Source organism: Mycobacterium sp. NGS54 (assembly GCF_059812465.1).
In genome coordinates this window covers 443,790-470,439 of record NZ_JCALCS010000003.1, presented here as the reverse complement: position 1 = coordinate 470,439, position 26,650 = coordinate 443,790, and the positions used below count along the sequence as shown (strand labels likewise).

25 protein-coding genes and 2 pseudogenes are annotated in these 26,650 nt (G+C 70.1%); 10 read left to right on the top strand and 17 right to left on the bottom strand.

What is annotated here, in order from left to right; translation table 11 throughout:
- The first annotated feature begins 18 nt into the window (after positions 1-18).
- Together AC5Y5E_RS11130 and AC5Y5E_RS11125 are read left to right on the top strand one after the other, a co-directional pair.
- Positions 19-1,398 carry an NAD(P)/FAD-dependent oxidoreductase gene (locus tag AC5Y5E_RS11130; RefSeq protein ID WP_499903032.1) on the top strand — a complete coding sequence of 460 codons (1,380 nt, stop codon included), beginning with the start codon at positions 19-21 and terminating at the stop codon, positions 1,396-1,398.
- Between the two features lie 117 nt (positions 1,399-1,515).
- Positions 1,516-2,583, top strand: a pseudogene (locus tag AC5Y5E_RS11125) (PE family protein); the annotation flags it as partial.
- On the opposite strand, the gene AC5Y5E_RS11120 reads toward AC5Y5E_RS11125, so the two are convergent.
- Genes AC5Y5E_RS11120 through AC5Y5E_RS11100 form a run of 5 tightly spaced genes read right to left on the bottom strand, consistent with a single transcriptional unit; the run spans position 2,583 to position 7,357 of the window.
- Positions 2,583-3,803: an O-succinylhomoserine sulfhydrylase gene (locus AC5Y5E_RS11120; RefSeq protein WP_499903031.1), complete on the bottom strand. Its 1,221-nt coding sequence runs from the start codon at positions 3,801-3,803 to the stop codon at positions 2,583-2,585. The pseudogene AC5Y5E_RS11125 and the gene AC5Y5E_RS11120 overlap by 1 nt on opposite strands.
- Positions 3,800-4,216 carry a rhodanese-like domain-containing protein gene (locus tag AC5Y5E_RS11115; protein WP_499903030.1) on the bottom strand — a complete coding sequence of 139 codons (417 nt, stop codon included), beginning with the start codon at positions 4,214-4,216 and terminating at the stop codon, positions 3,800-3,802. The genes AC5Y5E_RS11120 and AC5Y5E_RS11115 overlap by 4 nt, the downstream gene beginning before the upstream one ends.
- Complete coding sequence (purT, locus tag AC5Y5E_RS11110) at positions 4,213-5,394, bottom strand: formate-dependent phosphoribosylglycinamide formyltransferase (RefSeq protein WP_499903029.1); 1,182 nt, start codon at positions 5,392-5,394, stop codon at positions 4,213-4,215. Before purT ends, AC5Y5E_RS11115 begins: the two co-directional genes overlap by 4 nt.
- A 29-nt stretch (positions 5,395-5,423) precedes the next feature.
- Positions 5,424-6,062, bottom strand: coding sequence for a PaaI family thioesterase (locus tag AC5Y5E_RS11105; RefSeq protein ID WP_499903028.1), 639 nt, complete (start codon positions 6,060-6,062; stop codon positions 5,424-5,426).
- Positions 6,059-7,357 carry an adenylosuccinate synthase gene (locus AC5Y5E_RS11100; protein WP_499903027.1) on the bottom strand — a complete coding sequence of 433 codons (1,299 nt, stop codon included), beginning with the start codon at positions 7,355-7,357 and terminating at the stop codon, positions 6,059-6,061. Before AC5Y5E_RS11100 ends, AC5Y5E_RS11105 begins: the two co-directional genes overlap by 4 nt.
- 81 nt (positions 7,358-7,438) lie before the next feature.
- Here AC5Y5E_RS11100 and AC5Y5E_RS11095 point away from each other — a divergent pair, with 81 nt between their 5' ends.
- Positions 7,439-8,053 carry a peptidase M50 gene (locus AC5Y5E_RS11095; RefSeq protein ID WP_499903026.1) on the top strand — a complete coding sequence of 205 codons (615 nt, stop codon included), beginning with the start codon at positions 7,439-7,441 and terminating at the stop codon, positions 8,051-8,053.
- 238 nt (positions 8,054-8,291) lie between these two features.
- Positions 8,292-8,642: a hypothetical protein gene (locus tag AC5Y5E_RS11090; protein ID WP_499903025.1), complete on the top strand. Its 351-nt coding sequence runs from the start codon at positions 8,292-8,294 to the stop codon at positions 8,640-8,642.
- Between the two features lie 154 nt (positions 8,643-8,796).
- Here AC5Y5E_RS11090 and AC5Y5E_RS11085 read toward each other — a convergent pair whose 3' ends face one another.
- Positions 8,797-9,129: a hypothetical protein gene (locus AC5Y5E_RS11085; RefSeq protein WP_499903024.1), complete on the bottom strand. Its 333-nt coding sequence runs from the start codon at positions 9,127-9,129 to the stop codon at positions 8,797-8,799.
- A 77-nt stretch (positions 9,130-9,206) separates the two neighbouring features.
- Here AC5Y5E_RS11085 and AC5Y5E_RS11080 point away from each other — a divergent pair, with 77 nt between their 5' ends.
- Entirely contained in the window at positions 9,207-9,983 is a 777-nt protein-coding gene (locus tag AC5Y5E_RS11080) for a site-2 protease family protein (protein WP_499903023.1), read from the top strand.
- A gap of 40 nt (positions 9,984-10,023) precedes the next feature.
- The gene (locus AC5Y5E_RS11075) at positions 10,024-10,923 is read left to right on the top strand and encodes a cation diffusion facilitator family transporter (protein ID WP_499903022.1); all 900 of its coding nucleotides are present in this window, start codon (positions 10,024-10,026) and stop codon (positions 10,921-10,923) included.
- On the opposite strand, the gene AC5Y5E_RS11070 is transcribed toward AC5Y5E_RS11075, so the two are convergent.
- Entirely contained in the window at positions 10,920-11,333 is a 414-nt protein-coding gene (locus tag AC5Y5E_RS11070; protein ID WP_499903021.1) for a DUF3151 domain-containing protein, read from the bottom strand. The two genes, AC5Y5E_RS11075 and AC5Y5E_RS11070, sit on opposite strands and share 4 nt — an antisense overlap.
- Positions 11,334-11,380: 47 nt before the next feature.
- Here AC5Y5E_RS11070 and AC5Y5E_RS11065 point away from each other — a divergent pair, with 47 nt between their 5' ends.
- Positions 11,381-12,154 carry an Rv0361 family membrane protein gene (locus tag AC5Y5E_RS11065; protein ID WP_499903020.1) on the top strand — a complete coding sequence of 258 codons (774 nt, stop codon included), beginning with the start codon at positions 11,381-11,383 and terminating at the stop codon, positions 12,152-12,154.
- A 1-nt stretch (position 12,155) separates the two neighbouring features.
- Here AC5Y5E_RS11065 and fbaA read toward each other — a convergent pair whose 3' ends face one another.
- Positions 12,156-13,187 carry a class II fructose-bisphosphate aldolase gene (gene fbaA, locus AC5Y5E_RS11060; protein ID WP_499903019.1) on the bottom strand — a complete coding sequence of 344 codons (1,032 nt, stop codon included), beginning with the start codon at positions 13,185-13,187 and terminating at the stop codon, positions 12,156-12,158.
- A gap of 58 nt (positions 13,188-13,245) precedes the next feature.
- Here fbaA and AC5Y5E_RS11055 point away from each other — a divergent pair, with 58 nt between their 5' ends.
- Entirely contained in the window at positions 13,246-13,950 is a 705-nt protein-coding gene (locus AC5Y5E_RS11055; protein ID WP_499903018.1) for a DedA family protein, read from the top strand.
- Here AC5Y5E_RS11055 and AC5Y5E_RS11050 read toward each other — a convergent pair.
- Both AC5Y5E_RS11050 and AC5Y5E_RS11045 read right to left on the bottom strand, forming a co-directional pair.
- On the bottom strand, positions 13,909-15,861 hold the full coding sequence (locus tag AC5Y5E_RS11050; protein WP_499903017.1) for an acetoacetate--CoA ligase: 1,953 nt from the start codon (positions 15,859-15,861) through the stop codon (positions 13,909-13,911). The genes AC5Y5E_RS11055 and AC5Y5E_RS11050 overlap by 42 nt on opposite strands.
- The gene (locus tag AC5Y5E_RS11045) at positions 15,858-16,979 is read right to left on the bottom strand and encodes a glycoside hydrolase family 76 protein (protein ID WP_499903016.1); all 1,122 of its coding nucleotides are present in this window, start codon (positions 16,977-16,979) and stop codon (positions 15,858-15,860) included. The genes AC5Y5E_RS11050 and AC5Y5E_RS11045 overlap by 4 nt, the downstream gene beginning before the upstream one ends.
- A 46-nt stretch (positions 16,980-17,025) precedes the next feature.
- On the opposite strand from AC5Y5E_RS11045, the gene AC5Y5E_RS11040 reads away from it, so the two are divergent.
- Both AC5Y5E_RS11040 and AC5Y5E_RS11035 read left to right on the top strand, forming a co-directional pair.
- Entirely contained in the window at positions 17,026-17,499 is a 474-nt protein-coding gene (locus tag AC5Y5E_RS11040; protein WP_499903015.1) for a (2Fe-2S)-binding protein, read from the top strand.
- Positions 17,492-19,606 carry a xanthine dehydrogenase family protein molybdopterin-binding subunit gene (locus AC5Y5E_RS11035; protein WP_499903014.1) on the top strand — a complete coding sequence of 705 codons (2,115 nt, stop codon included), beginning with the start codon at positions 17,492-17,494 and terminating at the stop codon, positions 19,604-19,606. The genes AC5Y5E_RS11040 and AC5Y5E_RS11035 overlap by 8 nt, the downstream gene beginning before the upstream one ends.
- On the opposite strand, the gene AC5Y5E_RS11030 is transcribed toward AC5Y5E_RS11035, so the two are convergent.
- From AC5Y5E_RS11030 to AC5Y5E_RS11000, 7 genes and pseudogenes are all read right to left on the bottom strand, one after another.
- A complete protein-coding gene (locus AC5Y5E_RS11030) occupies positions 19,584-20,792 on the bottom strand; it encodes a vWA domain-containing protein (protein ID WP_499903013.1) in 1,209 nt (402 codons plus the stop codon). The genes AC5Y5E_RS11035 and AC5Y5E_RS11030 overlap by 23 nt on opposite strands.
- 7 nt (positions 20,793-20,799) lie before the next feature.
- Complete coding sequence (locus tag AC5Y5E_RS11025; protein WP_499903012.1) at positions 20,800-21,441, bottom strand: SRPBCC family protein; 642 nt, start codon at positions 21,439-21,441, stop codon at positions 20,800-20,802.
- A gap of 13 nt (positions 21,442-21,454) precedes the next feature.
- Positions 21,455-22,324, bottom strand: coding sequence for an AAA family ATPase (locus AC5Y5E_RS11020; protein ID WP_499903011.1), 870 nt, complete (start codon positions 22,322-22,324; stop codon positions 21,455-21,457).
- A complete protein-coding gene (locus AC5Y5E_RS11015) occupies positions 22,321-22,905 on the bottom strand; it encodes a nucleotidyltransferase family protein (RefSeq protein WP_499903289.1) in 585 nt (194 codons plus the stop codon). Before AC5Y5E_RS11015 ends, AC5Y5E_RS11020 begins: the two co-directional genes overlap by 4 nt.
- Positions 22,906-23,025: 120 nt before the next feature.
- A pseudogene (locus AC5Y5E_RS11010) lies at positions 23,026-23,777 on the bottom strand (XdhC family protein); the annotation flags it as partial.
- Positions 23,777-26,176, bottom strand: coding sequence for an aerobic carbon-monoxide dehydrogenase large subunit (locus tag AC5Y5E_RS11005; RefSeq protein ID WP_499903010.1), 2,400 nt, complete (start codon positions 26,174-26,176; stop codon positions 23,777-23,779). The gene AC5Y5E_RS11005 and the pseudogene AC5Y5E_RS11010, both read right to left, overlap by 1 nt.
- Positions 26,173-26,649: a (2Fe-2S)-binding protein gene (locus tag AC5Y5E_RS11000; RefSeq protein WP_499903009.1), complete on the bottom strand. Its 477-nt coding sequence runs from the start codon at positions 26,647-26,649 to the stop codon at positions 26,173-26,175. Before AC5Y5E_RS11000 ends, AC5Y5E_RS11005 begins: the two co-directional genes overlap by 4 nt.
- Position 26,650: the final 1 nt, after the last annotated feature.

Here is a 26,650-nt window from a genome sequence, read left to right as displayed (position 1 = left end):
CGACACGAAGGGGTAGGCATGTCGCGCCATCACGTCGTCATCGTCGGAAGCGGATTCGGGGGCCTGAACGCGGCGCGGTCGCTCAAACGGGCCGACGTCGACGTCACCCTGATCTCGAGGACGACCACCCACCTTTTCCAGCCGCTGCTCTACCAGGTGGCCACCGGGATCCTGTCCGAAGGCGACATCGCGCCCACCACCAGGCTGATCCTGCGCAAGCAGAAGAACGTCCGGGTGTTGTGGGGCGACGTGGAGGCGATCGACTTGACGGCGCAGACGGTCACGTCGCACCTGATGGGGATGCAGACCGTCACGCATTACGACAGCCTCATCGTGGCGTCCGGCGCCCAGCAGTCCTATTTCGGCAACGACGACTACGCCGCGTTCGCGCCCGGCATGAAGTCCATCGACGACGCCCTCGAGCTGCGGGGTCGCATCCTGGGCGCGTTCGAGGCCGCGGAGGTCGCCACCGACCCGGCCGAGCGGGAGCGGCGCCTGACGTTCGTGGTCGTCGGCGCCGGCCCGACGGGCGTCGAGCTGGCCGGCGAGATCGTCCAACTCGCCGAGCGCACCCTGGCCGGCGCCTTTCGGACCATCACCCCCAGCGATTGCCGGGTCATCCTGCTCGACGCGGCGCCCGCGGTGTTGCCGCCGATGGGTGCGAACCTGGGACTCAAGGCGCAGCGCCGGCTGGAGAAGATGGACGTCGAGGTCCAGCTCAACGCGAAGGTGACCGCGGTCGACTACATGGGCATCACGATCGAGGAAAAGGACGGCGGCCACCGCCGCATCGAATGCGCGTGCAAGGTATGGGCGGCCGGCGTGCAGGCCAGCCCGCTCGGCAAGATGATCGCCGACCAATCCGACGGCACCGAAACCGACCGCGCCGGAAGGGTTGTCGTCGAACCCGACCTCTCCGTCAAGGGTCACCCGTACGTCTTCGTCGTCGGCGACCTGATGTCGGTGCCCGGCGTGCCGGGCATGGCCCAGGGCGCGATCCAGGGCGCGCACTATGCGACGGGGCTCATCAAGCAGTCCCTGAAGGGACACGACGACCCCGCCACCCGGAAACCGTTCAAGTACTTCGACAAGGGCAGCATGGCCCTCATCTCCCGCTACAGCGCCGTCGCGAAGGTCGGCAAGCTGGAGTTCGGGGGCTTCATCGCGTGGTTGGCGTGGCTGGGACTGCACCTGTACTACCTGGTCGGCCACCGCAACCGGATTGCGGCCATGTTCTCCTGGGGCATTTCCTTCCTGGGTCGCACGCGCGGCCAGATGGCCATCACCAGTCAGATGATGTACGCGCGGCCGGTGGTGGACTGGGTGGAAAAGCAGGCGCAGGAGGGGACGCTGGCGGCGGTCGAACGCATCGAGGCGGCCGAAAAGGCGGCGGGTTAGTCGAACAAGCCCTGCGATCCCGCGTCCAGCTCATTAAGATTTCGTTCAATCGCTTCGCGAGCCATTTTCCACCGACTTCGCCGAACTCGATCTCCGATCGAGCTTTAGGAGTTTGACATGTCCTTTCTCAGCGCAGCCACCGAAGAACTGGCGGCAGCCGCCGCCAGCCTCTCGAATATTGGCTCCGGCATCAACACGGCTACCGCCGCGGCGGAGGCGCCCACCGCGAGTGTGTTGGCCGCGGGCGCTGACGAAGTATCCGCTGCGGTCGCCCAGCTGTTCACTGGTCACTCGGCGGCCTATCAGGCCATGGCCGCGCAGGCGTCGAACTTCCACAATCAGTTCGTACAACTGCTCTCCGGCAGCGGCGCGCAGTACGCGAGCGCCGAGTCCACCAACGCGCAGGCCGCCGCCCTGAACGCGATCAACGCCCCCGCGGAATCGGTTTTCGGCCGCCCGCTGATCGGCAACGGCGCCAACGGCGCCACACCGGGCGCCGACGGACAGGACGGCGGCATCCTGTGGGGCAACGGCGGTAACGGCGCGGCCGGCAACGCCGCCCAGAATGGCGGCAGAGGCGGATCCGGCGGGATCCTGTTCGGCAACGGCGGCATCGGCGGCGCGGGCGGCGCGGGAGCCCTCGGTGGCAACGGCGGGTCCGGCGGGCTCTTGTTCGGCAACGGCGGCAACGGCGGCGGCGGTGGGGGTGCCGGTGGCGGGATCGGCGGGACCGCCGGCCTGCTCGTCGGCAACGGGGGTAGCGGAGGCAACGACTTCACCACCACTGGCAGCCACGGTGGCACGGCCGGGAGGGCCGGATTCCTCATCGGCAACGGAGGTAACGGGGGCGGGGGCGGGGCCAGCGGGCAGGCAGCCGGCGCCAACGGTGGGTTCCTTTACGGCAACGGCGGTGATGGCGGAGCCAGCGCTACTGGAGACGGGGGTGCTGGCGGATCCGCCTGGTTGATCGGCGACGGTGGGGCCGGAGCACTGGGCGAAGGCGGCCTCGGCGGTGTCGGTGGTAACGGCGGACTGCTGTACGGCAACGGAGGCGACGGAGGTCGCGGGGTCCACGGCGGCGCGGGCGGATCGGCGTTCCTGCTGGGCAACGGCGGGGACGGCGGCAATCCGGACGGCGCCGCCGGCCGTGCCGGGCTGCTGTACGGAACCCCTGGGCAACCAGGCTAACTCAACGCCTGATCGATATCGGCGATCAGGTCGTCGGTGCCCTCCAGCCCGACGGAGATGCGAACCACGTTGTCGCCCAGCCCGATCGCGGCGCGACCCTCCGGGCCCATGGCGCGGTGCGTCGTGGTCGCCGGATGGGTGATCAGGGATTTCGCGTCGCCCAGGTTGTTGGAGATGTCGATCAGCCGCAGCTTGTCCAGCACCTCGAAAGCCCTTTGTTTGGCTGTGTTTTCGGCGCAGTCGAGCGCGAAGGTGATCACCGTTCCGCCGCCGGTCATCTGGCGCTTGGCCAGGTCGTATTGCGGGTGCGACGTCAGGTAGGGGTAGCGCACCCAGCTCACCGCGGGGTGGGTCTCGAGGAACTCCGCGATGCGGTGCGCGGACGCGTTGCAATGTTCGACCCGAACCGCCAGCGTCTCAAGGCCTTTCAGCAACACCCAGGCGTTGAAGGCGCTCATGGCGGGGCCGGTGTGCCGCATCAGCTTCTGCACCGGGCCGTCGATGTACTCCTTGTCGCCGAGGATGGCGCCGCCGAGCACCCGGCCCTGCCCGTCGATGTGCTTGGTCCCGGAGTACACCACCACGTCCACGCCGAGCGGGAAGCCCTGCTGCAGCAGCGGTGTGGCAAAGACGTTGTCCAGCACCACTTTCGCACCCGCGGCGTGGGAAAGCTCGGTCACCGCGGCGATGTCGACCAGCGACTGCATGGGATTGGACGGGGTCTCGAAGAACACCGCCTGCGTGGGCACCGACAGGGCCCGCTCCCACTGCGCGAGGTCGTCGCCGTCGACGAAGACGGTCTCGACCCCCCACCGCGGCAGGATCTCGTTGCACACCACGAAGCACGACCCGAACAGGCTGCGCGCCGCGACCAGCCGGTCACCGGCGCCCAGCAGCGCGCCCAGCGAGGTGAACACCGCGGCCATCCCGCTCGCGGTGGCGAACGCCGCGGGCGCCCCCTCGATCAGGCGCAACCGCTCCTCGAACATCGTCACGGTCGGGTTGCCGTAGCGCGAGTAGACGAAATGGTCCAGCTCGCCCGTGAACGACCGCTCCGCCACCGCCGCCGACTCGTAGACGTAGCCGGACGTCAGGAACATCGCCTCGGCGGTCTCTTCGAAACCGGATCGCAGCAGGCCGCCGCGCACGCCGATGGTGGCCTGGCTGACGCCGTCGGGCAGCGCCTTGGGCGTGCGGACAGTGTCGCCTTCGGTCACCCTTGTCTCCAGGGCAATCCGACTGCGCGCCAACCATTCTCACCGCGATGCCCGCTGGCCGAAAGCTGGCCCTCAAAACCGTCCAGGACGTTGTAGGCCGGGGTGAGGCCCAGCTGGGTGGCGACCTCCGCCGCGCCGATGGACCGGTTGCCCGAGCGGCACAGGAAGATCACGGGCCGCTCTTCGTCGGCCGGCGGGACGCGACCCTTCAGCTCGTCGGCGAAGTTCGCGTTGGGCATGCCGTTGCCGGTGACCCACTCGATGTACACGACGTCGCGGTCCAGGCTGGACAGGTCGGGCACGCCGACGAACCGCCATTCGGCGTCGGTGCGCACGTCGACAAGCACCGCGTTGGGGTTGTCGCTCAGTAGCTTCCACGCCTGTTCCGGGGTGATGTCTCCTGCGTAGCTCATCCGCGTGAGTCTCGCATATTCAGGGCGTTCGCCACCTGTCGGGCACGGTCGCGCGCGGCCGAGACGTCCGGTGCGGTGGCCAACGCCACGCCGCGTCCGGTGGCGAAGACGCGCAGGTCGCTTTCCGGCACCCGCAGCGCGCGGGTCAGCGCGTCGGTGGTCGACGGCCCGCCGTCGGGGCCGGGGTCGATCGCGTGGGCGGCGGCCGGCGACATCATCATGGTGTCCACCGGCAGGCCCAGGATGGCGCGGGCCTGCAGTTCGAACGCCGAAAGACGCTGGCTGCGCAGGGTCACCCAGACGCTCGGATGCGGGCGGGCGGTGACGTCGGCGAAGTACACCTCGTCGCCCTTGATCATCAACTCGACGGCGAAGACGCCGCGCCCGCCGAGCGCCTTGACGATTCGCGCGGCGATCGACTTGGCCGCATCCACGGCGGCCTCGCCCATCTGCTGCGGCTGCCAGGATTCCAGCACGGCGCCGTCGACGTCGCGGTGGCCGATGGGCGAGCAGAACTCGATCAGCGGACCGTTCGGACCCTCGGCGCGCACGACGAGCAGGGTGACGTCGAAGTCGACCTCGACCACGGTCTCGGCCAGCACCCGCCCGGTCGAATTCCCCTGCGCCCGCTGCCAGGCCGGCTCGATGTCGTCGGGCCCGGAGACCACCGAATGTCCCCGCCCCGACACCGGCTTCACCAGCAACGGATACCCGGCGTGGCCGGCCACCGCCCGCAGCTCGCCGACCGAGCCGACGAACCAGAACGGTGCGGTGGGCAACCCCAACTCGTCGGCGGCCAGCCGGCGCAGCGCCTCCCGGTCGGAGGTGAGCCGGACGGTCCGGGCGTTGGGCACCAGTTCGGTGCGCTCGCCGTCGGGACCAGCGGCCAGCGCATCGAGGGCTTGCGTGGCGACCTCGTCGGTCGCGGTCACCACGAAGTCGGGCTGCTGCTGTCGAATCGCCTTCGCCAGTTCGCCGGCGTCGGTCAAGCGCTCTTCGGCCTCGATCACCCGCGCGCCCAGGTTGCGCAGCGCGACCGCCAGCTCCCGGCCGAGCTCGCCGGAGCCGAGCAGCAGCACCGTCGTCCTGCCGTCGTCGGGCGGTCGAGGGGCAGCCTGCGGCGACACGGCGAGCGCCGTCGTCTTGTCGTCCTGTCCTTGGCTCAAGCCGTCAGTCACCGCTCAAGGATAGGTCGGTTCGCCAATCCCTAGGGCTGGCCCGGAAGCAAGCGCACCATCAGGCCGTTGGCCTCGGCCAGCACGGCGTCGTCACCGTCGAGGAGCTCCGCGGAGACGAACGCCTTGCGGCCCTCGGCGCGGGTGACGCGGCCGCGCACCAGCAACGGCGTGTCGATCGGCGTGACCTTGCGGTAGTCGACGTGCAGGAAGGCCGTGCGGCTGATGGGCCGGCCGGCGGCGTGCGACACCATCCCGAACATGTGGTCGAACAGCAGCGGCAGCACGCCGCCGTGCACGGCGTGGTTGCCGCCGACGTGAAACCGGCTGAAATACCCGGTCATTTCGACGCCGTCGGGGGCGTACCGGGTCAACGTCCAGGGCGGCAGCAGCAGGCTGCCCATGCCGGGCACGTCGGGCGTCCGCCCGGCCGGCGCCTTGCCCTCCTCGGCCTGGAACGGGCCCAGCACCTCCACCAGCGCGGCGGCGCGGTCGGCCGCGTCCTCCCAGACGTCGTCACCCGGATCGGCGGACACCGCGAGGTCCTGCAGCCGGCGCATGGCCGCGACGAACCGGCCGAATCCGGGGCCGGGGCTGGCCGGGCCGTATTCGGGGAAACCGCCGTGGTGTTCGTACTCCGGGTCGAGTTCTTTGGGGTCGAGTTCCGTCACGGGCGGGCCGCCAGGACGTCGCGGCGCACGATCGTCTGATCGCGTCCGGGACCGACGCCGATGCACGAAACATGTGCTCCCGCAAGCTCTTCCAGACGCAACACGTAATCACGAGCCTTGGCGGGCAGGTCGTCGAACTCCCGCGCGTCCGAGATGTCCTCCCACCAGCCCGGTAGCTCCTCGTAGATCGGTTCGGCGCGGGCCAGGTCGCTCTGGGTCATCGGCATGTCGCTGATGCTCGCCCCGTCGATCCGGTAGCCGACGCACACCGGCACCGTTTCCAGGCTGGACAGCACGTCGAGCTTGGTCAGGAAGAAGTCGGTGATGCCGTTGACCCGGGTGGCGTAGCGGGCGATCACGGCGTCGAACCAGCCGCAGCGCCGGCGCCGCCCCGTGGTGACACCGAATTCGCCGCCGGTCTTGGACAGGTATTCGCCGTTCTCGTCGAAGAGCTCGGTGGGGAACGGGCCCGAGCCGACGCGGGTGGTGTAGGCCTTGAGGATCCCCAGCACGGCGGTGATCCGGGTCGGCCCGATCCCGGAGCCGACGGCAGCGCCGCCCGCGGTCGGGTTCGACGACGTGACGTAGGGGTAGGTGCCGTGGTCTACGTCGAGCAGGGTGCCCTGCGAGCCCTCCAGCAGGACCGTTTCGCCGTCTTCGAGCGCGGTGTTGAGCAGCCGCCGGGTGTCGGCGATGCGGTGCCGGAACCCCTCGGCCTGCTCCAGCAGCGCGTCGACCACCTGGTGCGGGTCGAGCGCCTTGCGGTTGTAGATCTTGACCAGGATCTGGTTCTTGAGTTCCAGCGCGCCCTCGATCTTGTGGGTGAGCGCGTCGGGGTCGAGCACGTCGGCGACCCGGATCCCCTGCCGGGCGATCTTGTCCTGGTAGCACGGGCCGATGCCGCGGCCGGTGGTGCCGATCTTCTTGTTGCCCATGTAGCGCTCGGTGACCTTGTCGATGGCCACGTGGTAGGGCAATAGCAGGTGGGCGTCGGCGGAGATCAGCAGCCGGGAGGTGTCGACGCCGCGGTCCTCGAGGCCCTTCAGCTCGTCGAGCAGCACGCCGGGATCCACCACCACGCCGTTGCCGATGACGTTGGTGACCCCGGGCGTCAGCACCCCCGACGGGATCAGGTGCAGGGCGAAGTGTTCGCCGGTGGGCAGGACGACGGTGTGCCCGGCATTGTTGCCCCCCTGATAGCGCACCACCCACTGCACGCGCTCGCCGAGCAGGTCAGTGGCCTTACCTTTGCCCTCGTCGCCCCATTGGGCGCCGATGAGGACGATTGCCGGCATGACGTTGCTCCAACCTGATCTCGCCTGCTTATTGTGGTCCAGCCGGTGACACACCCTATCCCAGGAGCTCGCAAGCAACGCATGAATAACGTGGGGGTGTTGGTCTTCGGCGAGCGACGGGTGCCGCGCGCGCTGACCGGCCTGCAGGTCCATGCGTCCGATGTCGACGCCGCGATCGGGCCATACCGCCGGCTGGTGGTCGTCGGCGCCGACGCCGACCTGGCCGCGGTGCTGACCCGGCTGTTGCGCGCCGAGCGGCTCGACGTCGAGGTGGCCTACGTGCCGCGCCGCCGCACCCCGGCCACCCGGGCCTACCGCGTCCCGGCCGGGCGTCGCGCGGCGCGGCGCGCGCGGCGCGGCTCGGCCCGGCGGGTGACCCTGATCCGCGACGAGACCGGGTCGGTGGTCGTGGGTCGGGCGCGCTGGCAGCCGGCCGATGGCAGGCGAGTCATCACCGGGGAGGCCGTCGTCGACGACACCACGCTGTTCGACGGCGAGGTCGCCGCCGTGCGGATCGAGCCGACGCTGGCCATGCCGGGCCTGCGGGCCCGGGTGAAGCGCCGGTGGGTGGCCGGCCGCGCGGCCCAGCTGGGCAGCACCGGCGCCACCGTCGTACGGGACGGCGTCGCGGCGCCGCGCGCGGCGCGCCGGTCGACGTTCTACCGCAACGTCGAAGGCTGGCTGCTGGTCCGCTAGTTCGTGCAGGTCAGAATGGTTTGGCCGGGTCTAATCAGTGGCTGAGGGCGGAAGGATTCCAATATCCGCTGGCACAGAGCCGACGCAATGTGCGCTCGATGAGCTACATGCCCAGTGACCAAAGCCACTAGTGCAACGGCGGGGGCCGATTGATTCTTTTCGCATGCGTAATTCATGGTTTGCGACCAAATAGTTCGTTGCCGACCTGATTCACCAACCTTTAGCGAGAGGAAAAGCGATGTCGTTTGGGATGGCGGTTCCAGAGTTCTGGTCTTATGGCGGAATCTCTACGTTCGCGGGGGCCGGCGAAGCTGGTAGCGGTGGCGCCGACGGGAATTGCGGGTCCACCACGCTAGGGATGGGTGGCATTGGTGGCAACGGTGGGCCGATTTTCGGCAGCGGCGGCCATGGTGGCAATGGTGCTCCGGGTGGGCTCTTCGACGGGTCAGGCTTGTGGGGCGGCACCGCAGGCGTGATCGGTAACGGCGGCGACGGTGGCAACGCCGGCATCGGTGCCATCAAGAATGGGCTTTCCGGCCAAGGCGCCCCAGGCCTGTTCGGCACTGGAGCCAACTGCGGATTGGGATAGTCGGCCCGGCGCTATCGACAGCGCCAGAGCAGAGAGCCTGCGTCCACCTTCAACGCTCGCGAATCGTCACGGTGTGATCGGCGCCCAAAAGCGCGCGTCGACGTTCTACCGCAACGTCGAAGGCTGGCTGCTGGTCCGCTAGCCGCCGTCAGCGCTACGGCAACACCTCGCCGGCGCCGGCCTCGAGCGTGTCATACGCGTCGACCGCCAGCTCGACGTTCGGGTCCGATCCCTGGTGATCCGCCGGCCGGAACCGGCGCGCCGTCTCGGCGGGGCCGTCGGCGCCGTCAACCTCGACCTGCCACTCGCCCGCCGGCTCGTAGCCTTCGTCGATGAAGTAGCCGGTCATCTCGCGTTGCGCGCCGCGCATTGACAGCGAGTCCACGTCCAGCTCGTAGGTGCTCTCGTCGTCGCGGACGACCGTGCACACGATCTCCCCGTCGTCCTGGCGCAGCCATACCTCGAGCGAACCGCTTGCATTCGTCATGGTCTTGGGACGGTAGCGGCCGGCTGCCGCCACCCGACGCAAACGCGGGTTTTCGCGGATCAAGGTAACTTCGAGCGGTGAGCTTCCCCGCGCGGCAACACGAATCGGTGCGGCCCAGCCCGTTCTTCCTCGCCCTGGTCGCGGTGACGGCGGCCGGCGGCGTCATGGCCTGGCTGGCCGGGTCGAGCGTGCGGCCGCTGTCGTACGCCGGGGTGTTCGTCTTCGTGCTCGCCGGCTGGCTGGTATCACTTTGCCTGCACGAATTCGGGCACGCGGTGACCGCCTGGCGATTCGGCGATCACGACGTCGCGGTGCGCGGATATCTGACCCTGGACCCGCGCCACTACAGCCACCCCGCGCTCTCGCTCCTGCTTCCGGTGGTGGTCATCCTGCTCGGCGGGATCGGCCTGCCGGGTGCCGCGGTGTACGTGCGGACGTGGTTCATGACGCCGGCCCGGCGGACCATGGTCAGCCTGGCCGGTCCGGCGGCCAACCTCGTGCTGGCGGTGCTGCTGCTGGCGCTGACCCGGTTCTTTTACGACCCGGACCACGCGGTGCTGTGGTCGGGCGTGGCCTTCCTGGGGTTCCTCCAGGTCACGGCGCTTTTGCTGAACCTGCTGCCGATCCCGGGCCTGGACGGCTACGACGCGCTCGAGCCGCACCTGAGCCCCGAGACGCAGCGCGCGCTGGCGCCCGCCAAGCAGTGGGGCTTCTTCATCCTGCTGTTCCTGATCCTGGCGGCCAGCCGGTGGTTCTTCGGGCTGGTGCTCTATTTGTTCGATTTCTCCGGGGTGCCACACGTGCTGGTGGCCTGGGGCAACTCGCTGACCCGGTTCTGGAGCGCCTGGTTCTAACCCTTGCAATATATGCGTCATTACGCATATATTGCTGGCCATGGGCGCCGGCCACAACCACACCCCCGCCGAGGGCGACTCGTCGCGGATGATCCCCCGCATGATCGCCGCGGCGGCGATCCTGGCGGTGTTCTTCGTCGTGGAGCTGACCACCTCGCTGCTGATCAACTCGATCGCGCTGCTGGCCGACGCCGGACACATGCTGACCGACGTCGTCGCGGTGTTCATGGGGCTGGCCGCCGTGACGCTGGCCCGGCGCGGCAGTTCGTCGCCCGCGCGCACCTACGGCTGGCACCGCGCCGAGGTTTTCACCGCCGTCGCCAACGCCGGGCTGCTGCTGGGGGTGGCCCTGTTCATCCTGTGGGAGGCGATCCAGCGCCTCAAGGAAACCCCGTCGATCCCCGGCGTGCCGATGATCGTCGTCGCGCTGGCCGGGCTGCTGGCCAACCTGGTGGTCGCGCTGATGCTGCGGTCGCACTCGGCGTCAAGCCTGGCGGTCAAGGGCGCCTACATGGAGGTGGTCGCCGACAGCGTCGGCAGCCTGGGCGTGCTGATCGCCGGCATCGTCACCGTGACGACGCGCTGGCCGTACGCCGACGTGGTGGTCGCGGTGCTGGTCGCGCTGTGGGTGTTGCCGCGGGCCATCTCGCTGGCCCGCGACGCGCTGCGCATCCTGTCCGAGTCGTCGCCGACCCACATCGACGTGGAGGAGCTGCGCGGCGCGCTGGGCGCCGTCGACGGCGTGACCGAGGTGCACGACCTGCACGTCTGGACGCTTTCGCCCGGCAAGGACATGTGCACCGCGCACCTCACCAGCGACGGCGACTCCGCCCGGGTGCTGGCCGACGCGCGCGCGGTGTTGTCCGCGCGGGGGCTGGACCACGCCACCGTCCAGATCGAGCCGCCGGAGGTGCACGGCGACTGCACGGACGGCTTTTAGAGGCCGAGCGCCTGGCGCGCCGCGGGGTCGCAATCGTCGAGCAGGTCCAGGCAGCGCAGGTATTCGTCGGTCTCGCCGATGGTGTCGGCCGCCTTCGCCAGCGCCGCCACGCAACGCAGGAAGCCGCGGTTGGGCTCGTGCGCGTACGGCACCGGGCCGAAGCCCTTCCAGCCGTTTCGCCGCAGCTGGTCCAGGCCGCGGTGGTAACCGGTGCGCGCGTACGCGTAGGCGGTGACGGCCTTGTCCTCCGCCAGCGCTCCTTCGGCGAGCGCGGCCCAGGCCACCGACGCCGACGGGTGTGCGGCCGCGACCGCTGTCGGGTTCTCGTTGGCCAGCAGCTCCGCCTCGGCGTCGGTATCGCCAGGCAGCAGAATCGGATCGGGTCCGAGGAGATCTCCCATCGACGTCATGGCGTCTATTTTGCCGTTCCCCCGCGGCGGGTCGCTAAGCTCCCTCTATGCCCAATCCACCCGAACCCGAAGGGGCAGCCGAGGACCAGCCGCTGGTGCCCGTCGACCCCGAGACCGAGACCGTGGTGATCAACAAGGGCGATCAGGACAGCGACGCCGGGGCCGCGGACGGCCAGCAGCGCGAGCGTCGTTTCACCGCACCCGGCTTCGATGCGAAGGAAACCCAGGTCATCGCGACTTCCCCGGAGCCGGCCACGGAGGTCTTCGCGTCGCCGCCGCCCGCCGAAGGCGCAACGACGCAGCTGGGCGTTCCCCCGAAAGCCGCTGTGCCGCAATCGATTCCGCCCCGACTGGGGGCGAAGCTGCGCACCACGCGGCAGTTCAACTGGGGTTGGGTGCTGGCGCTGGTGCTGATCGTGCTGGCGCTGGCGGCGATCGCGATCCTGGGCACCGTGCTGTTGACCCGCGGCAAACACACGAAAGTGTCTGAGGAAGACCAGGTTCGGCACACCATCCAGCAGTACGACATCGCGGTGCAGCGGGGCGACCTGACCGCGCTGCGCACCGTCACGTGCGGGACCGTCCGCGACGGATACGTGGACTACGACGAACACGCGTGGCAGGAAACCTATCAGCGGGTCTCGGCGGCCAAGCAGTATCCGGTGATCGCCAGCATCGACCAGGTCGTCGTCAACGGCCAGCACGCCGAGGCGAACATCACCACGTTCATGGCGTACGACCCGTCGCTGCGATCCACGCGCAGCCTCGACCTGCAGTACCGCGACGAGCAGTGGAAGATCTGCCAGTCCCCCAGCGGTTAGCTCAGCTCAGGGACTTGCCGGCGCAGTGCAGGTCGTTGCAGGCCTCCACGACCCGCTCGCTCATGCCGGCCTCGGCCTTCTTGAGGTAGCTGCGCGGGTCGTAGACCTTCTTGACGCCGACCTCGCCGTCGACCTTGAGCACGCCGTCGTAGTTGGCGAACATGTGGCCGGCGATCGGGCGGGTGAACGCGTACTGGGTGTCGGTGTCGACGTTCATCTTCACCACGCCGTAGCGCAGCGCCTCCTCGATCTCCGACTTCAGCGACCCCGAGCCGCCGTGGAACACGAAGTCGAACGGCTTGGCGTCGGCGGCCAGGCCCAGCTTGGCCGCCGCGACCTGCTGGCCCAGCGCCAGCACGTCGGGGCGCAGCTTGACGTTGCCGGGCTTGTAGACGCCGTGCACGTTGCCGAACGTCGCGGCCAGCAGGTACTTGCCGTGCTCGCCGTGGCCGAGTGCCTCGACCGTCCGCTCGAAGTCCTCGGGGGTGGAGTAGAGCTTGTCGTTGATCTCGTGGGCGACGCCGTCCTCCTCGCCGCCCACCACGCCGATCTCGACCTCGAGGATGATCTTGGCGGCCGCGGCCTCCTTGAGCAGTTCCTGCGCGATGGCCAGGTTCTCCTCGACCGGCACCGCCGAGCCGTCCCACATGTGCGACTGGAATAGCGGGTCCTGGCCGGACGCCACCCGCTCGGCCGAGATCGCCAGCAGCGGGCGCACGTAGCTGTCCAGCTTGTCCTTGGGGCAGTGGTCGGTATGCAGCGCGACGTTGATCGGGTATCGGGCCGCGATGCTGCGGGTGAACTCGGCCAGCGCGACGGCGCCGGCCACCATGTCCTTGACCCCGAGGCCGGACGCGAACTCCGCACCCCCCGTGGAGAACTGGATGATGCCGTCGCTGCCGGCGTCGGCGAAGCCCTTGATCGCGGCGTTGACCGTCTCCGACGAGGTGCAGTTGATGGCCGGGAAGGCGTACGCGTTCTCCTTGGCGCGTGCCAGCATCTCGGCGTAGACCTCGGGCGTGGCGATGGGCATGGGTTCCTCCTGGCGGCTGGGTCCGTCAAGTATCGCAAGACCGGTATGTTGAAGCATCGTGAGCACCGTGGTGACGGCCCTGCCGAACATCCTCGACCCGATGTACTGGCTGGGCTCGGGCGGCGTCTTCGGCAAAGCGGTGCTGCCCGGGATCCTGGTCATCGTCTTCATCGAGACCGGGCTGCTGTTTCCGCTGCTGCCGGGCGAATCGCTGCTGTTCACCGGCGGCCTGCTGACCGCGCACCCGAACCCACCGACGAGCATCTGGGTGCTGGCGCCGTCCGTCGCGGTGGTCGCGGTGCTGGGCGATCAATGCGGATACTTCATCGGGCGGCGGATCGGGCCGGCGCTGTTCAAGAAGGAAGATTCCCGGTTCTTCAAGAAGCACTACGTCACGGAGTCGCACGCGTTCTTCGAGAAGTACGGGCCGTGGGCGGTCATCCTCGCCCGCTTCGCGCCGTTCGTGCGCACGTTCGTCCCGGTGATCGCCGGGGTGTCGTACATGCGCTACCCGGTGTTCCTGGGATTCGACATCGTCGGCGGCATCACCTGGGGCGGCGGCGTCACGCTGGCGGGCTACTTCCTGGGCACCGTGCCGTTCGTGCACCAGAACCTGGAAAAAATCATCCTGGGCATCCTGTTCGTGTCGCTGATCCCCGCGTTCATCGCCGCCTGGCGCGGCTACCGGGGGCGGCGCCGCACGACGGCCGAGGAGCCGGAGTCAGGACACCCGACTTCTGCGGTAAGCAACGAAAGCCTCTAGCAGGTCCGGCCGGTCGATCGAACTCTGCTGCACGGCCTGGTCCGGCGCGGCCCCGAGCAGGATCCGCTTGATCGGGATCTCCAGCCGCTTGCCGGTTAGGGTCCGCGGAATGCCCGGCACGTCCAGGATGTCGTCGGGCACGTGCCGCGGCGAGGCGTGCTGACGGATCTCCGCGGCGATCCTCGACCGCAGCCCCTCGTCGAGCTCGACGCCGTCGGCCAGGGCCACGAACAACGGCATCCAGTAGCCGCCGTCGTCCTGTTCGACACCGACCACCAGGCAATCCTGGACCTCGGGCATGCGCTCGACCGCCGTGTAGATCTCGGCGCTGCCCATCCGCACCCCCATCCGGTTCAGGGTCGCGTCCGAACGGCCGTGCACCACAACGGATCCCCGCTCGGTGATGGTGATCCAGTCACCGTGGCACCACACCCCGGGGTACTTGTCGAAGTAGGCGGCGCGGTAGCGGCTGCCGTCGTCGTCGTTCCAGAAGAACACCGGCATGGACGGCATCGGCTTGGTCACCACCAGCTCGCCCTCCTCGCCAATGACGGGGCGCCCCTGGCCATTCCACGCCTCGATGGCCACGCCGAGGCAGACGCACGACAGCTCGCCGGCCACCACGGGCACGATCGAGCAGCCGCCGATGAAGGCGGTGCACACGTCGGTGCCGCCGCTCATGGAGATCACCGGAAGGGGGCGGCCGAGCCCCTCCTGCACCCAGCGGAATCCGGACGCCGGCAGTGGGGAACCGGTGGATCCCACGGCGCGCACCCCGTCCAGCGGGTACACCTCGCCCGGCCTCAATTCCTGCTTGGCGCAAGCCAACAGGTAGCCCGCGCCGGCGCCCAGGAACGTGACGCCGGCGTCGGCGGCGACCCGCCAGAGGCCATCGGTTCCGGGATGCGTCGGGCTGCCGTCGTAGAGCACGATGGTCGTGTCGACCAGCAGCCCGGACACCAGGAAGTTCCACATCATCCAGCTGGTCGACGAGTACCACAGGAAACGGTCGTCCGGGCGCAAATCCAGTTGCAGGGTCAGGTATTTCAGGTGCTCCAGCAGCACGCCGCCATGCCCGTGCACGATGCCCTTCGGCTTGCCCGTCGTTCCCGACGAGAACATCACCCACAGGGGGTGCGCGAACGGGACCGGCGTGATCTCCAGGGGCGCGTCCGCTGCGACCGCCGTGGCCCACGGCACGGCGTCGTCGTCGATCTCGAGCCCGAGCCGCGGCACCACGACGGTGGCCTTCAGCGTCGGCATGGCGGCGCGGATGGTGGCCAGCTCCGCGCCCCGATCGATGCGCTTGCCGCCGTACACCGACCCGTCGGTGGCCACCAGCACGGCCGGCTGCACCTGACCGAGACGGGCGATCACACCGTCGACGGCCACGTCCTGGTTGCACACCGCCCAGATCGCGCCGACGCTGGCCGCGGCCAGGGCCGCGACGACGGCCTCGCCGACGTTCGGGAGGTACCCGACGACGGCGTCGCCGGGCTTGACGCCAAGGTTGCGCAGGTAGGCCGCGAACGCCGCCGTCTCGCGCTGCAGCCGCGCCCACGACCATTCGGTCGAGCCGTCCTCGCCGACGGCGATGAGGGCCGGGCGCGCGTCGGTGGCGTGCCGGAACACCTCGGTGGCGTAGTTGAGCGTGGCGCCGGGAAACCACTCGGCGCCCGGCATGGAACGGTTGCCCAGCACGGCGGTCGGGGGGCTGTCCGCCTGGATGTCGAAGAAATTCCAGACGGCGTCCCAGAACCATTCGATGTCGTCGACCGAGTTGCGCAGGAGCTCGTGGTAGTCGCCGTACTCGCCGCGACCGGTCTCGGCGAGCCAGGCCATGAAGCGGGTGAGGTTGGCGTCGGCAAGCGTTGCCTCGTCGGGGATCCAGTCGCCGCTGAGTTTGCTCATGACTCGCTCACGGCGGTGACGTTACCTGCGGCCTCCATCAGCATCCAGCCGGATAGCTGAACGGACAGATCCCGCTCGGCGATCTCGGAGGCGTTGACCGCGCCCTCGACGAATTGCGCCTCCTCGCCGCCCGCCTCGGGCAGCTCGGCGTCGCGGTCCCAGAACGCGCCGAACAGCGGCAGCCCCTCGACCGTTTGCCGGTAGTCCCAGGCCGATTTCGCCGACGACAGCACGATGGTGCGCGCGGCGTCGCGGGCCATCGCGTCGTCCGCAGAGTCGCCGGGGAGCGTGGTGGCGACCAGCGCGAGGTATCGGGCGGTGATGCCGGCGAACAGGCCGCCATCGCCGCCGCCGGCGCCCCGCAGCACACCCGAGGGCGCCATGTGTTCGCCGACCGCCGTGACCAGCCGATGCACCCGCGCCTGGTGCCGGGCCCTGGCTTCCGCGCCGGTCCGCGCGGCCAGCTCGGTCTCCAGGCCCAGCACCACGCCCTGGCAATAGGAGTACTGGGCGCGGACCAGCGAGCCGTCCTTGATGCCGTCGAACACCAGGTGCGTCTCGGGGTCGATCAGCGTGCCGTCGATCCAGTCGCCCATCTGCTCGGCCCGCTTCAGGTGGTCGCCGTAGCGGGCGAGGAAGATGCCCGCCGGGCCGTTGGCCGGGGCGTTGAAGAACTTGTCCTGCTTGCGCCACGGGATGCCGCCGCCGTCCTCGGGCGCCCACGCCCTGAGGAACTGGTCGGCCAGCTTGGGCAGCGCGCGATGGCGCTCGACGCCGGCGTTCCGGGCTGCGCGTTCCAGCGCCAGCGCCAGCCAGGCCATGTCGTCGTAATAGCTGTTGACCCACCTCAGGTTGTTGCGCAGCCGGTGCGAGCGGACCTGCCGGTTGATCATCGTGCGCCGGTGCGGTTGCGGGTCGCGCAGCTGCGCGTCGATGAGGCAGTCCAGCAGGTGCGCCTGCCACCAGTAGTGCCAGGTGCCGAACAGCCGGTCCCGCCGGGCCGCCGGCCAGGCCACCACTCCCAGCTGGGTTCCCGGCAGCGCCCATAACCGTTTCAGGTGGCGTTGCGCGACAGCGGCTTCGGAGCTGGCAGCCCGGTTGGCCCATAGCTGATCCATACCTGTCGATCCTGCCCTAGCGCCGCGGCGGAGGATGCTGGAGTCCATGCGAATTCTTACGGTCAATGGGCGGCGCCACGAGGTCGACGCCGAGGACGACACACCGCTGCTGTACGTGTTGCGCAACCACCTGGGCTTGAAGGGAACGCGGTTCGGTTGCGGGGTGGGGTTGTGCGGCGCCTGTTTTGTCCTGGCCGACGGCCGTCCCATCTACTCGTGCGACACCCCGCTGTGGTCGGTGGGCGACCGGTCGATCCGCACGGTCGAGGGGCTCGGCGACGACGGCGAGCCCCACCCGGTTTCGCGCGCTCTGATCGCGCGGCAGGCGGCGCAGTGCGGGTATTGCATGTCGGGCATCGTGGTGGCGGCCGCGGCGCTGCTGGCCGACAACCCCGACCCCACTGCGGCCGAGGTGCGCGCGGCGCTGGACCCCAACCTGTGCCGCTGCGGCTCGCACAACCGGGTGGTGGCGGCGGTGCTGAGCGCCGGAGCCGAGCTGCGGGGGTCTTTGGATGGGTGACCTGCCGGAGTCCCTGGCGGCCAATCCCGTTCTCGGCGAATGGGTTCGGATCGACCCGGGCGGCGTCGTGGAGGTGCGCTCCGGCAAGGTCGAGCTGGGTCAGGGCGTGCTGACCGCGCTGGCGCAGATCGCCGCCGAGGAACTCGGCGTCGACATCGCCCGCGTGCGGATGACCGCCGCGGCCACCGATCGCAGCCCCGACGAGGGCTTCACCGCCGGCAGCCGCTCGATCCAGCAGTCGGGCGCGGCGCTGCGCCAGGCTTGCGCCGAGGCGCGGGCGGTTTACGTGGAGGCCGCGGCGGCCAAGCTGGCCGTGGCGCCCGACGAGCTGGACGTCGACGACGGCGAGATCACCGGCCCGCACGGGGTGGCGACGAGTTACTGGGAGCTCGCCGACGACGCGCTGCTGGATCGGGAGGCCACCGGCGTGGCGGCGCCCAAGCCGGAGTCGGCCTACGCGGTGGTCGGCACCGACGTCGCGCGGCTGGACCTGCCGGACAAGCTGACCGGGCGGCCGCGCTACCTGCACGACCTGGTTTTGGACGGGCAGTTGTACGGCCGGGTGGTTCGCCCGCCGTCGCGCGGGGCGACGCTGCGTGACGTCGACACCGGCCCGGCCCTGGCGATGCCGGGCGTGCTCACCGTCGTGCGCGACGGCGAGTTCCTGGGGGTGATCGCGGAACGGGAGGAGGTCGCGGTGCGCGCCGCCGAGCGGCTGCGCGGCGGCGCCGCGTGGGATCGGCGGGCGACGCTGCCCGACGAGCACGACCTGCCGTCGTTCCTGGTGTCGGCGGCGGCCGAGACGTCGGTGCTGGCGTCGAAAGAGGCTGGGGTGCAGGTTAGTTCAGCGAGTTCGCATTCGGCGCGCTACCACCGCCCGTACCTGGCGCACGGCTCGATCGGCCCGTCGGCGGCGGCGGCGCTGTCCCACCCGGACGGCCGGCTGGAGGTCTGGTCGCACAGCCAGGGCGTGCACGTGCTGCGGCGCGAACTGGCGTCCGCGCTCGGCCTTGCGGTCGACCGGGTGGTGGTGCGCCACGTCGAGGGGGCCGGGTGCTACGGGCACAACGGCGCCGACGACGCCGCCATGGACGCCGCGCTGCTGGCCCGGGCGGTGCCCGGGCGTCCGGTGCACGTGGTCTGGTCGCGCGCCGACGAATTGGCCTGGGCGCCTTTCGGTCCCGCGGCCGTGGTCGAGATCGCCGCCGAGTGCGGCAACGACGGCGGCGTGGTGGACTGGCGCCACGAGATCTGGAGCGGCAGCTACATGGGGCGCCCGGGGACGACGCCGACGTCGGCGTTGCTGGCGGCGAGCGAGCGCGCCGGTGGCGAGCCGATCCGCGCGGGCGGCGAGCCGCCGGTCGAGTGGGGAGGCGGCACCGGGCGTAACTCGGTGCCGGGCTACGACTTTGCGTCCTACCGGGTGATCAACCACCTGCTGACCGAGATGCCGCTGCGCACCTCGGCGCTGCGTTCGCTGGGCGCCTTCGTCAATGTCTTTGCCGCGGAGTCGTTCATGGACGAGTTGGCCGTGGCCGCGGGCCGGGATCCCGTCAAGTTCCGGTTGGCGCACCTGTCGGATCCGCGCGGGCGGGCGGTGCTGCGGGCCGCGGCTTTGCGGGCCGCCTGGGAATCGTGGGCGCCACGGGAGGCCGTCGGTCGCGGCATCGGCTATGCGCGGTACAAGAATTCGAGCGCCTACTGCGCGGTGGTGGCCGAGGTCGAGGCGGTCGAGGAGGTCCGGGTGCGCCGGCTGGTGATTGCGGTGGATGCCGGGCTGATCATCAACCCGGACGGCGCGGTCAACCAGATCGAGGGTGGCGCGATCCAGGCCACCAGCTGGACGCTCAAGGAGCGGGTGCGGTTCGACGAGTTCAACGTCACCAGCGACACCTGGGAGACCTACCCCATCCTGCGGTTCTCCGAGGTTCCCGCGGTCGACGTCGAATTGGTTGCTGGACAAGGGAACCCCCCGCTGGGGATCGGCGAGTGCGCCCAGGGCCCGACGGCCGCCGCGATCGCCAACGCGGTGTACGACGCGCTCGGCGTGCGGGTGCGCTCGCTGCCGCTGACGGCCGAGCAGCTCATCGCCGCGATGCCGGGCTAGCCAGGGCCAGCAGGAATTCGCGCAGCCCCGTCAGCGAGTTCGCCGGCAGGAACAGGTCGCAATAGGGCAGGGCGGCGGCCATCGACCCGGCCACCGGCTGGAAGTCGCCTTGCGCCGCACGGGGATTGAGCCACACCAGCGTCGCGGCCCGGCGGCGCAGCCTGGCCATCGCGTGGGCGAGCACGTCGGGCGGATCCGCGTCCCAGCCGTCGGAGGCAATGATCACCACCGCGCCGCGCAGGGCGTTGCCGTGGGGCGGCGCCAGCAGGGCGCCCAGGCTGCGGCCGACGAACGTGCCGCCGTAGCGGTCGGTGACCTTCGCGTTGGCCTTCTGCAGCGCTACCTCGGCCGAGCGGTGCGACAGCACCGACGTGAGCCGGGTCAGCGACGTCGAGAACGCGAACACCTCGGGGCGGATGCGCGCCTGGCGCAACGCGGCCGCCCGCATCAAATGCAGATAGACCGCGGCGTAGGGCTGCATCGAGCGGCTCACGTCGCAGACGAGGACGACCCGCCTGGGCCGCCGGCGGGGCCGCGTGCGCGCCAGGATCACGGATTCCCAGCCCGTCGCGCGCGACGCGTTCATGGTGGCCCGCAGGTCGATCCGCTTGCCGCCGGCGCTGGGCTCGAAGCGCATGCTGCGGCGCCGCGGCCAACGCGCGACCGTCGCCTCCAGCCAGGAGCCGAGCAGGCGAAGGTCTTGGGCGTCGAAACGGTCGAACGGTTCGTCGGCGCGCGCGGCGATGCGGCTGGGCAGGAGATCAGGCAGGAGGACGCTCGCCGCTCCGCCGTCGTCGCCGGCCACCGTCCTTGCGGCCCAAGGCAATCCGTGGGGGCCGCCACCCGATCGGCTTGCCGCCGGACGCAGCGTGCCGGCCCCGGGCGCCTTAGGCCCAGGGAGGGGCAGGACCGATTCGGGACCCGCCGCGGCTTCGGGGCGGGCGGCGCCGAACACCTCCTCGAACACGGTGTCGAAGGCGACCAGGTCTTCCATCCGGTTGACCAGCGTCAGCCTGGCCGCCCAATACAGGGCCGACGTGGTGTCCGGCACCAACCGGCGCAGCGCCCGCACGAAGTCGGCCGGCCCGTTGGCCGACACCAGCACCCCCGCGCCGCGCAGGCGCGCCACCAGCGCGGCGGCGAACGCCGCGAGGTCGACGCCCCGCAACAGCAGTGGGGTGCTCACGAGCCCGCTAGCCCCGGCGGCGCAGCACCCAGATCAGCACCAGCACGGCCAGCACGACGGCCGCCGCGGCGCCGTACTTCTTGAGCTGGTCGCCGCCGGCGAGGTCGAGCAGGTCGATGGGCTCGGGCTCGGCGGCCGCGTGGCGCGGCCCGGGAGCGGGTTCGGCCGCGGCGTGCCCGTTGACGCTCGCCGGGGCCGGCGCGTTCTTCGCGGCCAGTTCGGCCTCCAGCGATTCCACGAACTGGCCCAGCAGCTTCTCCGAAACCTGCTGCAGCATGCCGCTGCCGAACTGGGCCAGCTTGCCGACGATCTTGAGATCGGTGTCGACGGTGACGCTGGTGCGGTCGCCGTCCTCGCGTAACTGGGCGGTGACGGTGGCGGCGGCATTGCCGGTGCCGCGCGCTTCCTTGCCCTTGCCGTCGATGACCGCGCGGTGGGCGTCGCGGTCCAGCTCGACGAAGCGCACCTTGCCGCTGAACTCGCTGGTGACCGGGCCGACCTTGACCTTGACCTTGCCCAGGTAGTCCTCGCCCTCGTGGCCGGTCAGCTGCGCGCCCGGCATCAGCGGGATCACCTGTTCCAGGTCGCACAGCACGTCCCAGGCCTGCTCGATGGGCGCGCTGACGGTGAACTGGTTGGCGATCTTCATGCGGTGGGTCCTCTCAGGTGCGGCTGTATTCGGCGAACGCGTCGCGAATCAGAGTACGGTCGTCCGGTGTCTTGGCCAGCGCCCCCAGGCTGACCGCGGCGCCCTCGTCGACCAGGTCGGCCACGCCCAGGGACACCAGGGCGGCGACCCAGTCGATCGTCTCGGCCACGCCGGGCGGCTTGTCGAGGTCGAGCTCGCGGGTGCGCCCGACGAACTGCGTCGCGTGCTCGATCAGCGGCGCGGTGGCCCCGGGCACCGTCCGCCGGACGATGGTGGCGGCCCGGGCCGGCTCCGGGTAGTCGATCCAGTGGTACAGGCAGCGCCGTCGCAGCGCGTCATGCAGGTCGCGGCTGCGGTTGGAGGTCAGCACCGCGATCGGCGGGCGCTCCGCGACGAAGGTGCCCAGCTCGGGGACGGTGACCGCGGATTCGCCGAGGAACTCCAGCAGCAGCGCCTCGAATTCGTCGTCGGCGCGGTCGATTTCGTCGATCAGCAGCACCGGCGGCGCCGCGCCGCGGTGCCGCACGCAACGCAGAATGGGCCGATCGACGAGGTAGGCCTCGGTGTAGAGGTCAGCCTCCTCGATGCCCCTGCCGCTGGCCTCGGCCAGCCGGATGGACAGCAGCTGGCGTTGGTAGTTCCAGTCGTAGAGCGCCTCGCTGGCGGTCAACCCCTCGTAGCATTGCAGCCGGACCAGCGGGGTATCCAGCACCGCCGCAAGGGTTTTGGCCGCCGTGGTCTTGCCGACGCCCGGTTCGCCCTCCAGCAGCAGCGGGCGGCCGAGCGTGGTCGCCAGGTAGATCGCCGAGGCCGTTCCCGTGTCTAGCAGGTAGTCGCGCGCGTCGAAGCGGGCGACGACGTCGTCGACATCGGTGAACGTCATGACTGCACCAGCCGGTGGTAGTCGTCCCACGTGTCGACGTCGAGCGGGATCGGACCATCTATCGCCAGTTCGCGCACCTGGTACCGGCCCGAGTCGATGAGCTTCCACACTCCCTTGTCGCCGTGCAGTTCGCGGAGTTCGCCGAACACGCTGCGGCCCAACCAGAACGGATGACCGATGCCGTTGTCGTAACGGCACACGGTGATGTCGGCTGTCGCGCCTTCGGCGGCGAGCCGCCGCAGCGTTGCCGGATCGATCCCGGGCTGATCGCCGAGCATCAGCACGATGCCGGCGGCGTGGGGGTCCACCCGCTCCAGCGCGGCGCGCAGCGAGGCCGCGCACCCGGTGCCGAAGTCGTCTACCTCCACCACGTCGGCCCCCTCGAGGGAGACCGCGTCGCGCACCTGTTGGGCGGCGCCGCCGAGCGTGACGATGAGCTGGTCGAACCCGGCGCCGCGGGCCGTCCGCAGGGTGGCGCCGAGCAGGGTGGTATCCCGGTAGGGCAGAAGCTGTTTGGGCGAGCCCAGCCTGCGCGAACCGCCGGCCGCCAGCACGACGCCGGTGACGTGCGGCGCGGTCATGCGCCGGCTGGCCGGTTGGCGAACGCGGCGCGGCATCCCGCACCGCAGAACCAGTAGTCCGCGCCGGCCACGTGCAGGTGCTCGGTGGCGGGACCGATCGTCACCGTCATGCCGCACACCGGATCGACCGCCTCGGCCGGGCGGTCCGGGACGGCCGCGCGGCGCAGCCCTCCGCGGATGCCGGCGATGAGTTCGGCCGCGATCGCGACCGCGATCTCGGCGGGGGTCTTGGCGCCGATGGCCAGCCCGACCGGGGTGTGAACCCGGGCCCGCTCCTCCGGGGAGAGGTCGAGCGAGTCCAGCACCGCGGCGCCGCGAACCTTGCTGGCCACCAGGCCGATGTATCCAACGCCGTGATCCAGTGCGGCCCTGATGGTTTCGGCTTCCGGCCCGCCGTGGCTGGCGATCACGACGGCGGTGGCTGTTTCCCCCGAGGCGAGGTCGCCGTCGCGGCGGGCGTCGTAACCGAGCACGGCGCACACCTGGGCCAGCGCGTCGGCGATCGGCGTGGCGCCGTAGACCCGGATCAGCGGGGCCGGCAGCTGCGGCGTCAGGAAGATCTCCAGCGACCCGCCGGACAGGCACGGATTGACCACGACGCAGGCGCCGGGGGCCTCGGGGAAGTGCACGTCGCCGTCGGGAAGCACCCGCAACAGCACGCTTTCGCCGGCTTGCAGCGCGCCCATCGCCGCCTTGCGGACGGAATTCTGGGCGCACTGGCCGCCGACGAAGCCCTCGATCGTGCCGTCCGCCAACAGGATTGCCTCGTCCCCGGCGTAGGAGGACGTGGGCGGCTGGGCGCGGACCACGGTCGCGTGCACGAACGGCGTCCGTGCCGCCAACAGCTGCCGCGCCCGCTCGCTGATGGTCATCAAATCGGGGGCCTCGCTCTGCCCTGCATGGCCTCCCAGACCCGGGACGGCGTCAGCGGCATGTCGGCGTGGCGAACCCCGAACGGCGCCAACGCATCCACCACCGCGTTCACCACGGCCGGGGGCGATCCGACGGTGGCCGACTCGCCGATGCCCTTGGCGCCGATCGGGTGGTGCGGCGACGGCGTCACCGTGAAACCGGTCTCCAGGTGCGGCACCTCGACCGCGGTCGGGATCAGGTAGTCCATCAGCGATCCGCCGAGGCAGTTGCCCTCCTCGTCGAACGCGATCATCTCCATCAACGCCATGCCGATGCCGTCGACGATGCCGCCGTGCACCTGGCCCTCGATGATCATCGGGTTGATGCGGGTGCCGCAGTCGTCCACCGCGAGGAAGCGGCGCACCTTGACCACCGCGGTGCCCGGATCCACGTCCACCACACAGAAATACGCGCCGTAGGGGTAGGTGAGGTTCGACGGGTTGTAGCAGACCTCGGCGTCCAGGCCGCCCTCGATGCCGTCGGGCAGGTCACCGGCCCCGTGCGCGCGCATCGCGATGTCCTGGATGGTCACCGCCGCCGACGGGTCGCCCTTGACGTGGAACGAGCCCTTCTCCCACTCCAAGTCGGCGACGGAAACCTCGAGCATGCCCGACGCGATGATCTTCGCCTTGTCGCGCACCTTGCGCGCCACCAGCGCCGCCGCGCCGCCGGACACCGGCGTCGAACGGCTGCCGTAGGTGCCGAGCCCGAACGGGGTCTGATCGGTGTCGCCGTGCACCACCTCGATGTCGTCGGGCGGGATGCCGAGCTCCTCGGCGACGATCTGCGCGAACGTCGTCTCGTGCCCCTGCCCCTGGCTCTGAACCGAAAGCCGCACAACGGCTTTGCCGGTCGGGTGGACGCGCAGCTCGCACCCGTCGGCCATGCCGAGGCCGAGGATGTCCATGTCCTTGCGCGGGCCGGCGCCGACGGCCTCGGTGAAGAAGGCCATCCCGATGCCCATCAGCTCGCCGCGCGCCCGCCGCTCCTTCTGTTCGGCGCGCAGCGCGTCGTAGCCGATCATGTCCATGGCCTTGCGCATGGTGGCCTCGTAGTCGCCCGAGTCGTACGTCCACCCGGTCTTGCTCTGGTACGGAAATTGCTCCGGCCGCAACAGGTTTCGCAACCGCAGCTCGGCCGGGTCCATTTTGAGCTCGAACGCCAGGCAGTCGACGAGCCGTTCGACGAAGTACACTGCTTCGGTGATCCGGAACGAGCACGCGTAGGCCACCCCGCCGGGCGCCTTGTTGGTGTACACCGCGGTCATGTGGCAATAGGCGGCCTCGAGGTCGTAGCTGCCGGTGAACACGCCGAAGAAGCCGGCCGGGTATTTCGTCGGCGCCGCCTGGCCGTTGAACGCGCCGTGGTCGGCCAGCACGTTGGACCGCAGCGCCAGGATCTTGCCGTCGCTGGTGGCGGCGATCTCGCCGACCATGATGTAGTCGCGGGCGAAGCTCGTGGACGTCAGGTTCTCGCTGCGGTCCTCCATCCACTTCACCGGCTTGCCCAGCAGCAGGGAGCCGACGATCGCGCACACGTAACCGGGATAGATCGGCACCTTATTGCCGAAGCCGCCGCCGATGTCGGGCGAGATCACCCGGATCTTGTGTTCGGGCAGGCCGGCGACCAACGCGTACAGCGTGCGGTGCGCGTGCGGCGCCTGCGAGGTGGTCCACAGGGTGAGCTTGCCGGTCACCGGGTCCAAATCGGCCACCGCGCCGCAGGTTTCCATCGGCGCGGGGTGCACGCGCGGGTAGACGATCTCCTGCTTCACGACGACGTCGGCGTGCGCGAACGCCGCGTCGGTGGCGGCGGCGTCGCCCGTCTCCCAGTCGAAGATGTGGTTGTCTTTTTTGTTCTCGAGGTCGGTGCGGATGACGGGTGCCGACGGGTCGAGCGCCTTTCGCACGTCGACGACGGGGTCCTGCGGGTCGTAGTCGACGTCGATCAGCTCCAGCGCGTCGCGGGCCGAGTACCGGTCCTCGGCGACGACGAACGCCACCTCCTGGCCCTGGAATCGCACCTTGTCGGTGGCGAGGACGGCCTGCACGTCGTTGGACAGCGTCGGCATCCAGGCCAGGCCCTTCTCGGCCAGGTCCGCACCCGTCACCACCGCCTTTACCTTCGGATGTGCTTGCGCCGCAGTGGTGTCGATGCCGGCGATGCGGGCGTGCGCGTACGGCGAGCGCAGGATCGCCAGGTGCAGCATGCCGGGCAGCGCGACGTCGTCGACGTAGGTGCCGCGGCCGCGGATGAAGCGCGGATCCTCCTTGCGCAGCATCCGGCCGTGGCCGCATGGCTTTTGGTCGTTGTCGGCGGTGTCTTCGGGCGAGGGCGGGCGGGACTCGATGGTGGTCATGACTCGGCCTTCACGGTGGAGTTGTTCGCAGCCCACTGGATGGAGCGCACGATCGTCGTGTATCCGGTGCAGCGGCAGATCTGCCCGGAGATCGCCTCCCGGATGGTCTTTTCGTCGGGGTTGGGATCGCGGTCCAGCAGGGCGCGGGCGGTGATCATCATTCCCGGTGTGCAGAAGCCGCACTGCAGCCCGTGGCAGCGCATGAAGCCTTCCTGGATCGGGTCGAGCTGGCCGTCGACCGCCAGACCCTCGACGGTCCGCACGCTGTGGCCGGACGCCATCACGGCCAGCATCGTGCAGGACTTCACCGGCACGCCGTCCACGTCGACCACGCACGTCCCGCAGTTGCTGGTGTCGCAGCCCCAGTGGGTTCCGGTGAGCCGCAACTGATCCCGCAGGAAGTGCACCAGCAGCGTCCGGGGTTCGACCTCGGCGGTCACCTGCTCGCCGTTGACGGTCATGTTGACTTGCATG

Bases quoted from the DNA above. Each gene is read 5' to 3' on its own strand.
- AC5Y5E_RS11040 (WP_499903015.1), top strand. From the start codon at position 17,026: ATGCGAATTCTTACGGTCAATGGGCGGCGCCACGAGGTCGACGCCGAG.
- AC5Y5E_RS11130 (WP_499903032.1), top strand. From the start codon at position 19: ATGTCGCGCCATCACGTCGTCATCGTCGGAAGCGGATTCGGGGGCCTG.
- AC5Y5E_RS11020 (WP_499903011.1), bottom strand. From the start codon at position 22,324: ATGACGTTCACCGATGTCGACGACGTCGTCGCCCGCTTCGACGCGCGC.
- AC5Y5E_RS11075 (WP_499903022.1), top strand. From the start codon at position 10,024: ATGGGCGCCGGCCACAACCACACCCCCGCCGAGGGCGACTCGTCGCGG.
- AC5Y5E_RS11070 (WP_499903021.1), bottom strand. From the start codon at position 11,333: ATGACGTCGATGGGAGATCTCCTCGGACCCGATCCGATTCTGCTGCCT.
- AC5Y5E_RS11005 (WP_499903010.1), bottom strand. From the start codon at position 26,176: ATGACCACCATCGAGTCCCGCCCGCCCTCGCCCGAAGACACCGCCGAC.
- AC5Y5E_RS11045 (WP_499903016.1), bottom strand. From the start codon at position 16,979: ATGGATCAGCTATGGGCCAACCGGGCTGCCAGCTCCGAAGCCGCTGTC.
- AC5Y5E_RS11035 (WP_499903014.1), top strand. From the start codon at position 17,492: ATGGGTGACCTGCCGGAGTCCCTGGCGGCCAATCCCGTTCTCGGCGAA.
- AC5Y5E_RS11025 (WP_499903012.1), bottom strand. From the start codon at position 21,441: ATGAAGATCGCCAACCAGTTCACCGTCAGCGCGCCCATCGAGCAGGCC.
- AC5Y5E_RS11085 (WP_499903024.1), bottom strand. From the start codon at position 9,129: ATGACGAATGCAAGCGGTTCGCTCGAGGTATGGCTGCGCCAGGACGAC.
- AC5Y5E_RS11115 (WP_499903030.1), bottom strand. From the start codon at position 4,216: ATGAGCTACGCAGGAGACATCACCCCGGAACAGGCGTGGAAGCTACTG.
- AC5Y5E_RS11090 (WP_499903025.1), top strand. From the start codon at position 8,292: ATGTCGTTTGGGATGGCGGTTCCAGAGTTCTGGTCTTATGGCGGAATC.
- AC5Y5E_RS11050 (WP_499903017.1), bottom strand. From the start codon at position 15,861: ATGAGCAAACTCAGCGGCGACTGGATCCCCGACGAGGCAACGCTTGCC.
- AC5Y5E_RS11065 (WP_499903020.1), top strand. From the start codon at position 11,381: ATGCCCAATCCACCCGAACCCGAAGGGGCAGCCGAGGACCAGCCGCTG.
- fbaA (WP_499903019.1), bottom strand. From the start codon at position 13,187: ATGCCCATCGCCACGCCCGAGGTCTACGCCGAGATGCTGGCACGCGCC.
- AC5Y5E_RS11100 (WP_499903027.1), bottom strand. From the start codon at position 7,357: ATGCCGGCAATCGTCCTCATCGGCGCCCAATGGGGCGACGAGGGCAAA.
- AC5Y5E_RS11000 (WP_499903009.1), bottom strand. From the start codon at position 26,649: ATGCAAGTCAACATGACCGTCAACGGCGAGCAGGTGACCGCCGAGGTC.
- AC5Y5E_RS11015 (WP_499903289.1), bottom strand. From the start codon at position 22,905: ATGACCGCGCCGCACGTCACCGGCGTCGTGCTGGCGGCCGGCGGTTCG.
- AC5Y5E_RS11095 (WP_499903026.1), top strand. From the start codon at position 7,439: ATGAATAACGTGGGGGTGTTGGTCTTCGGCGAGCGACGGGTGCCGCGC.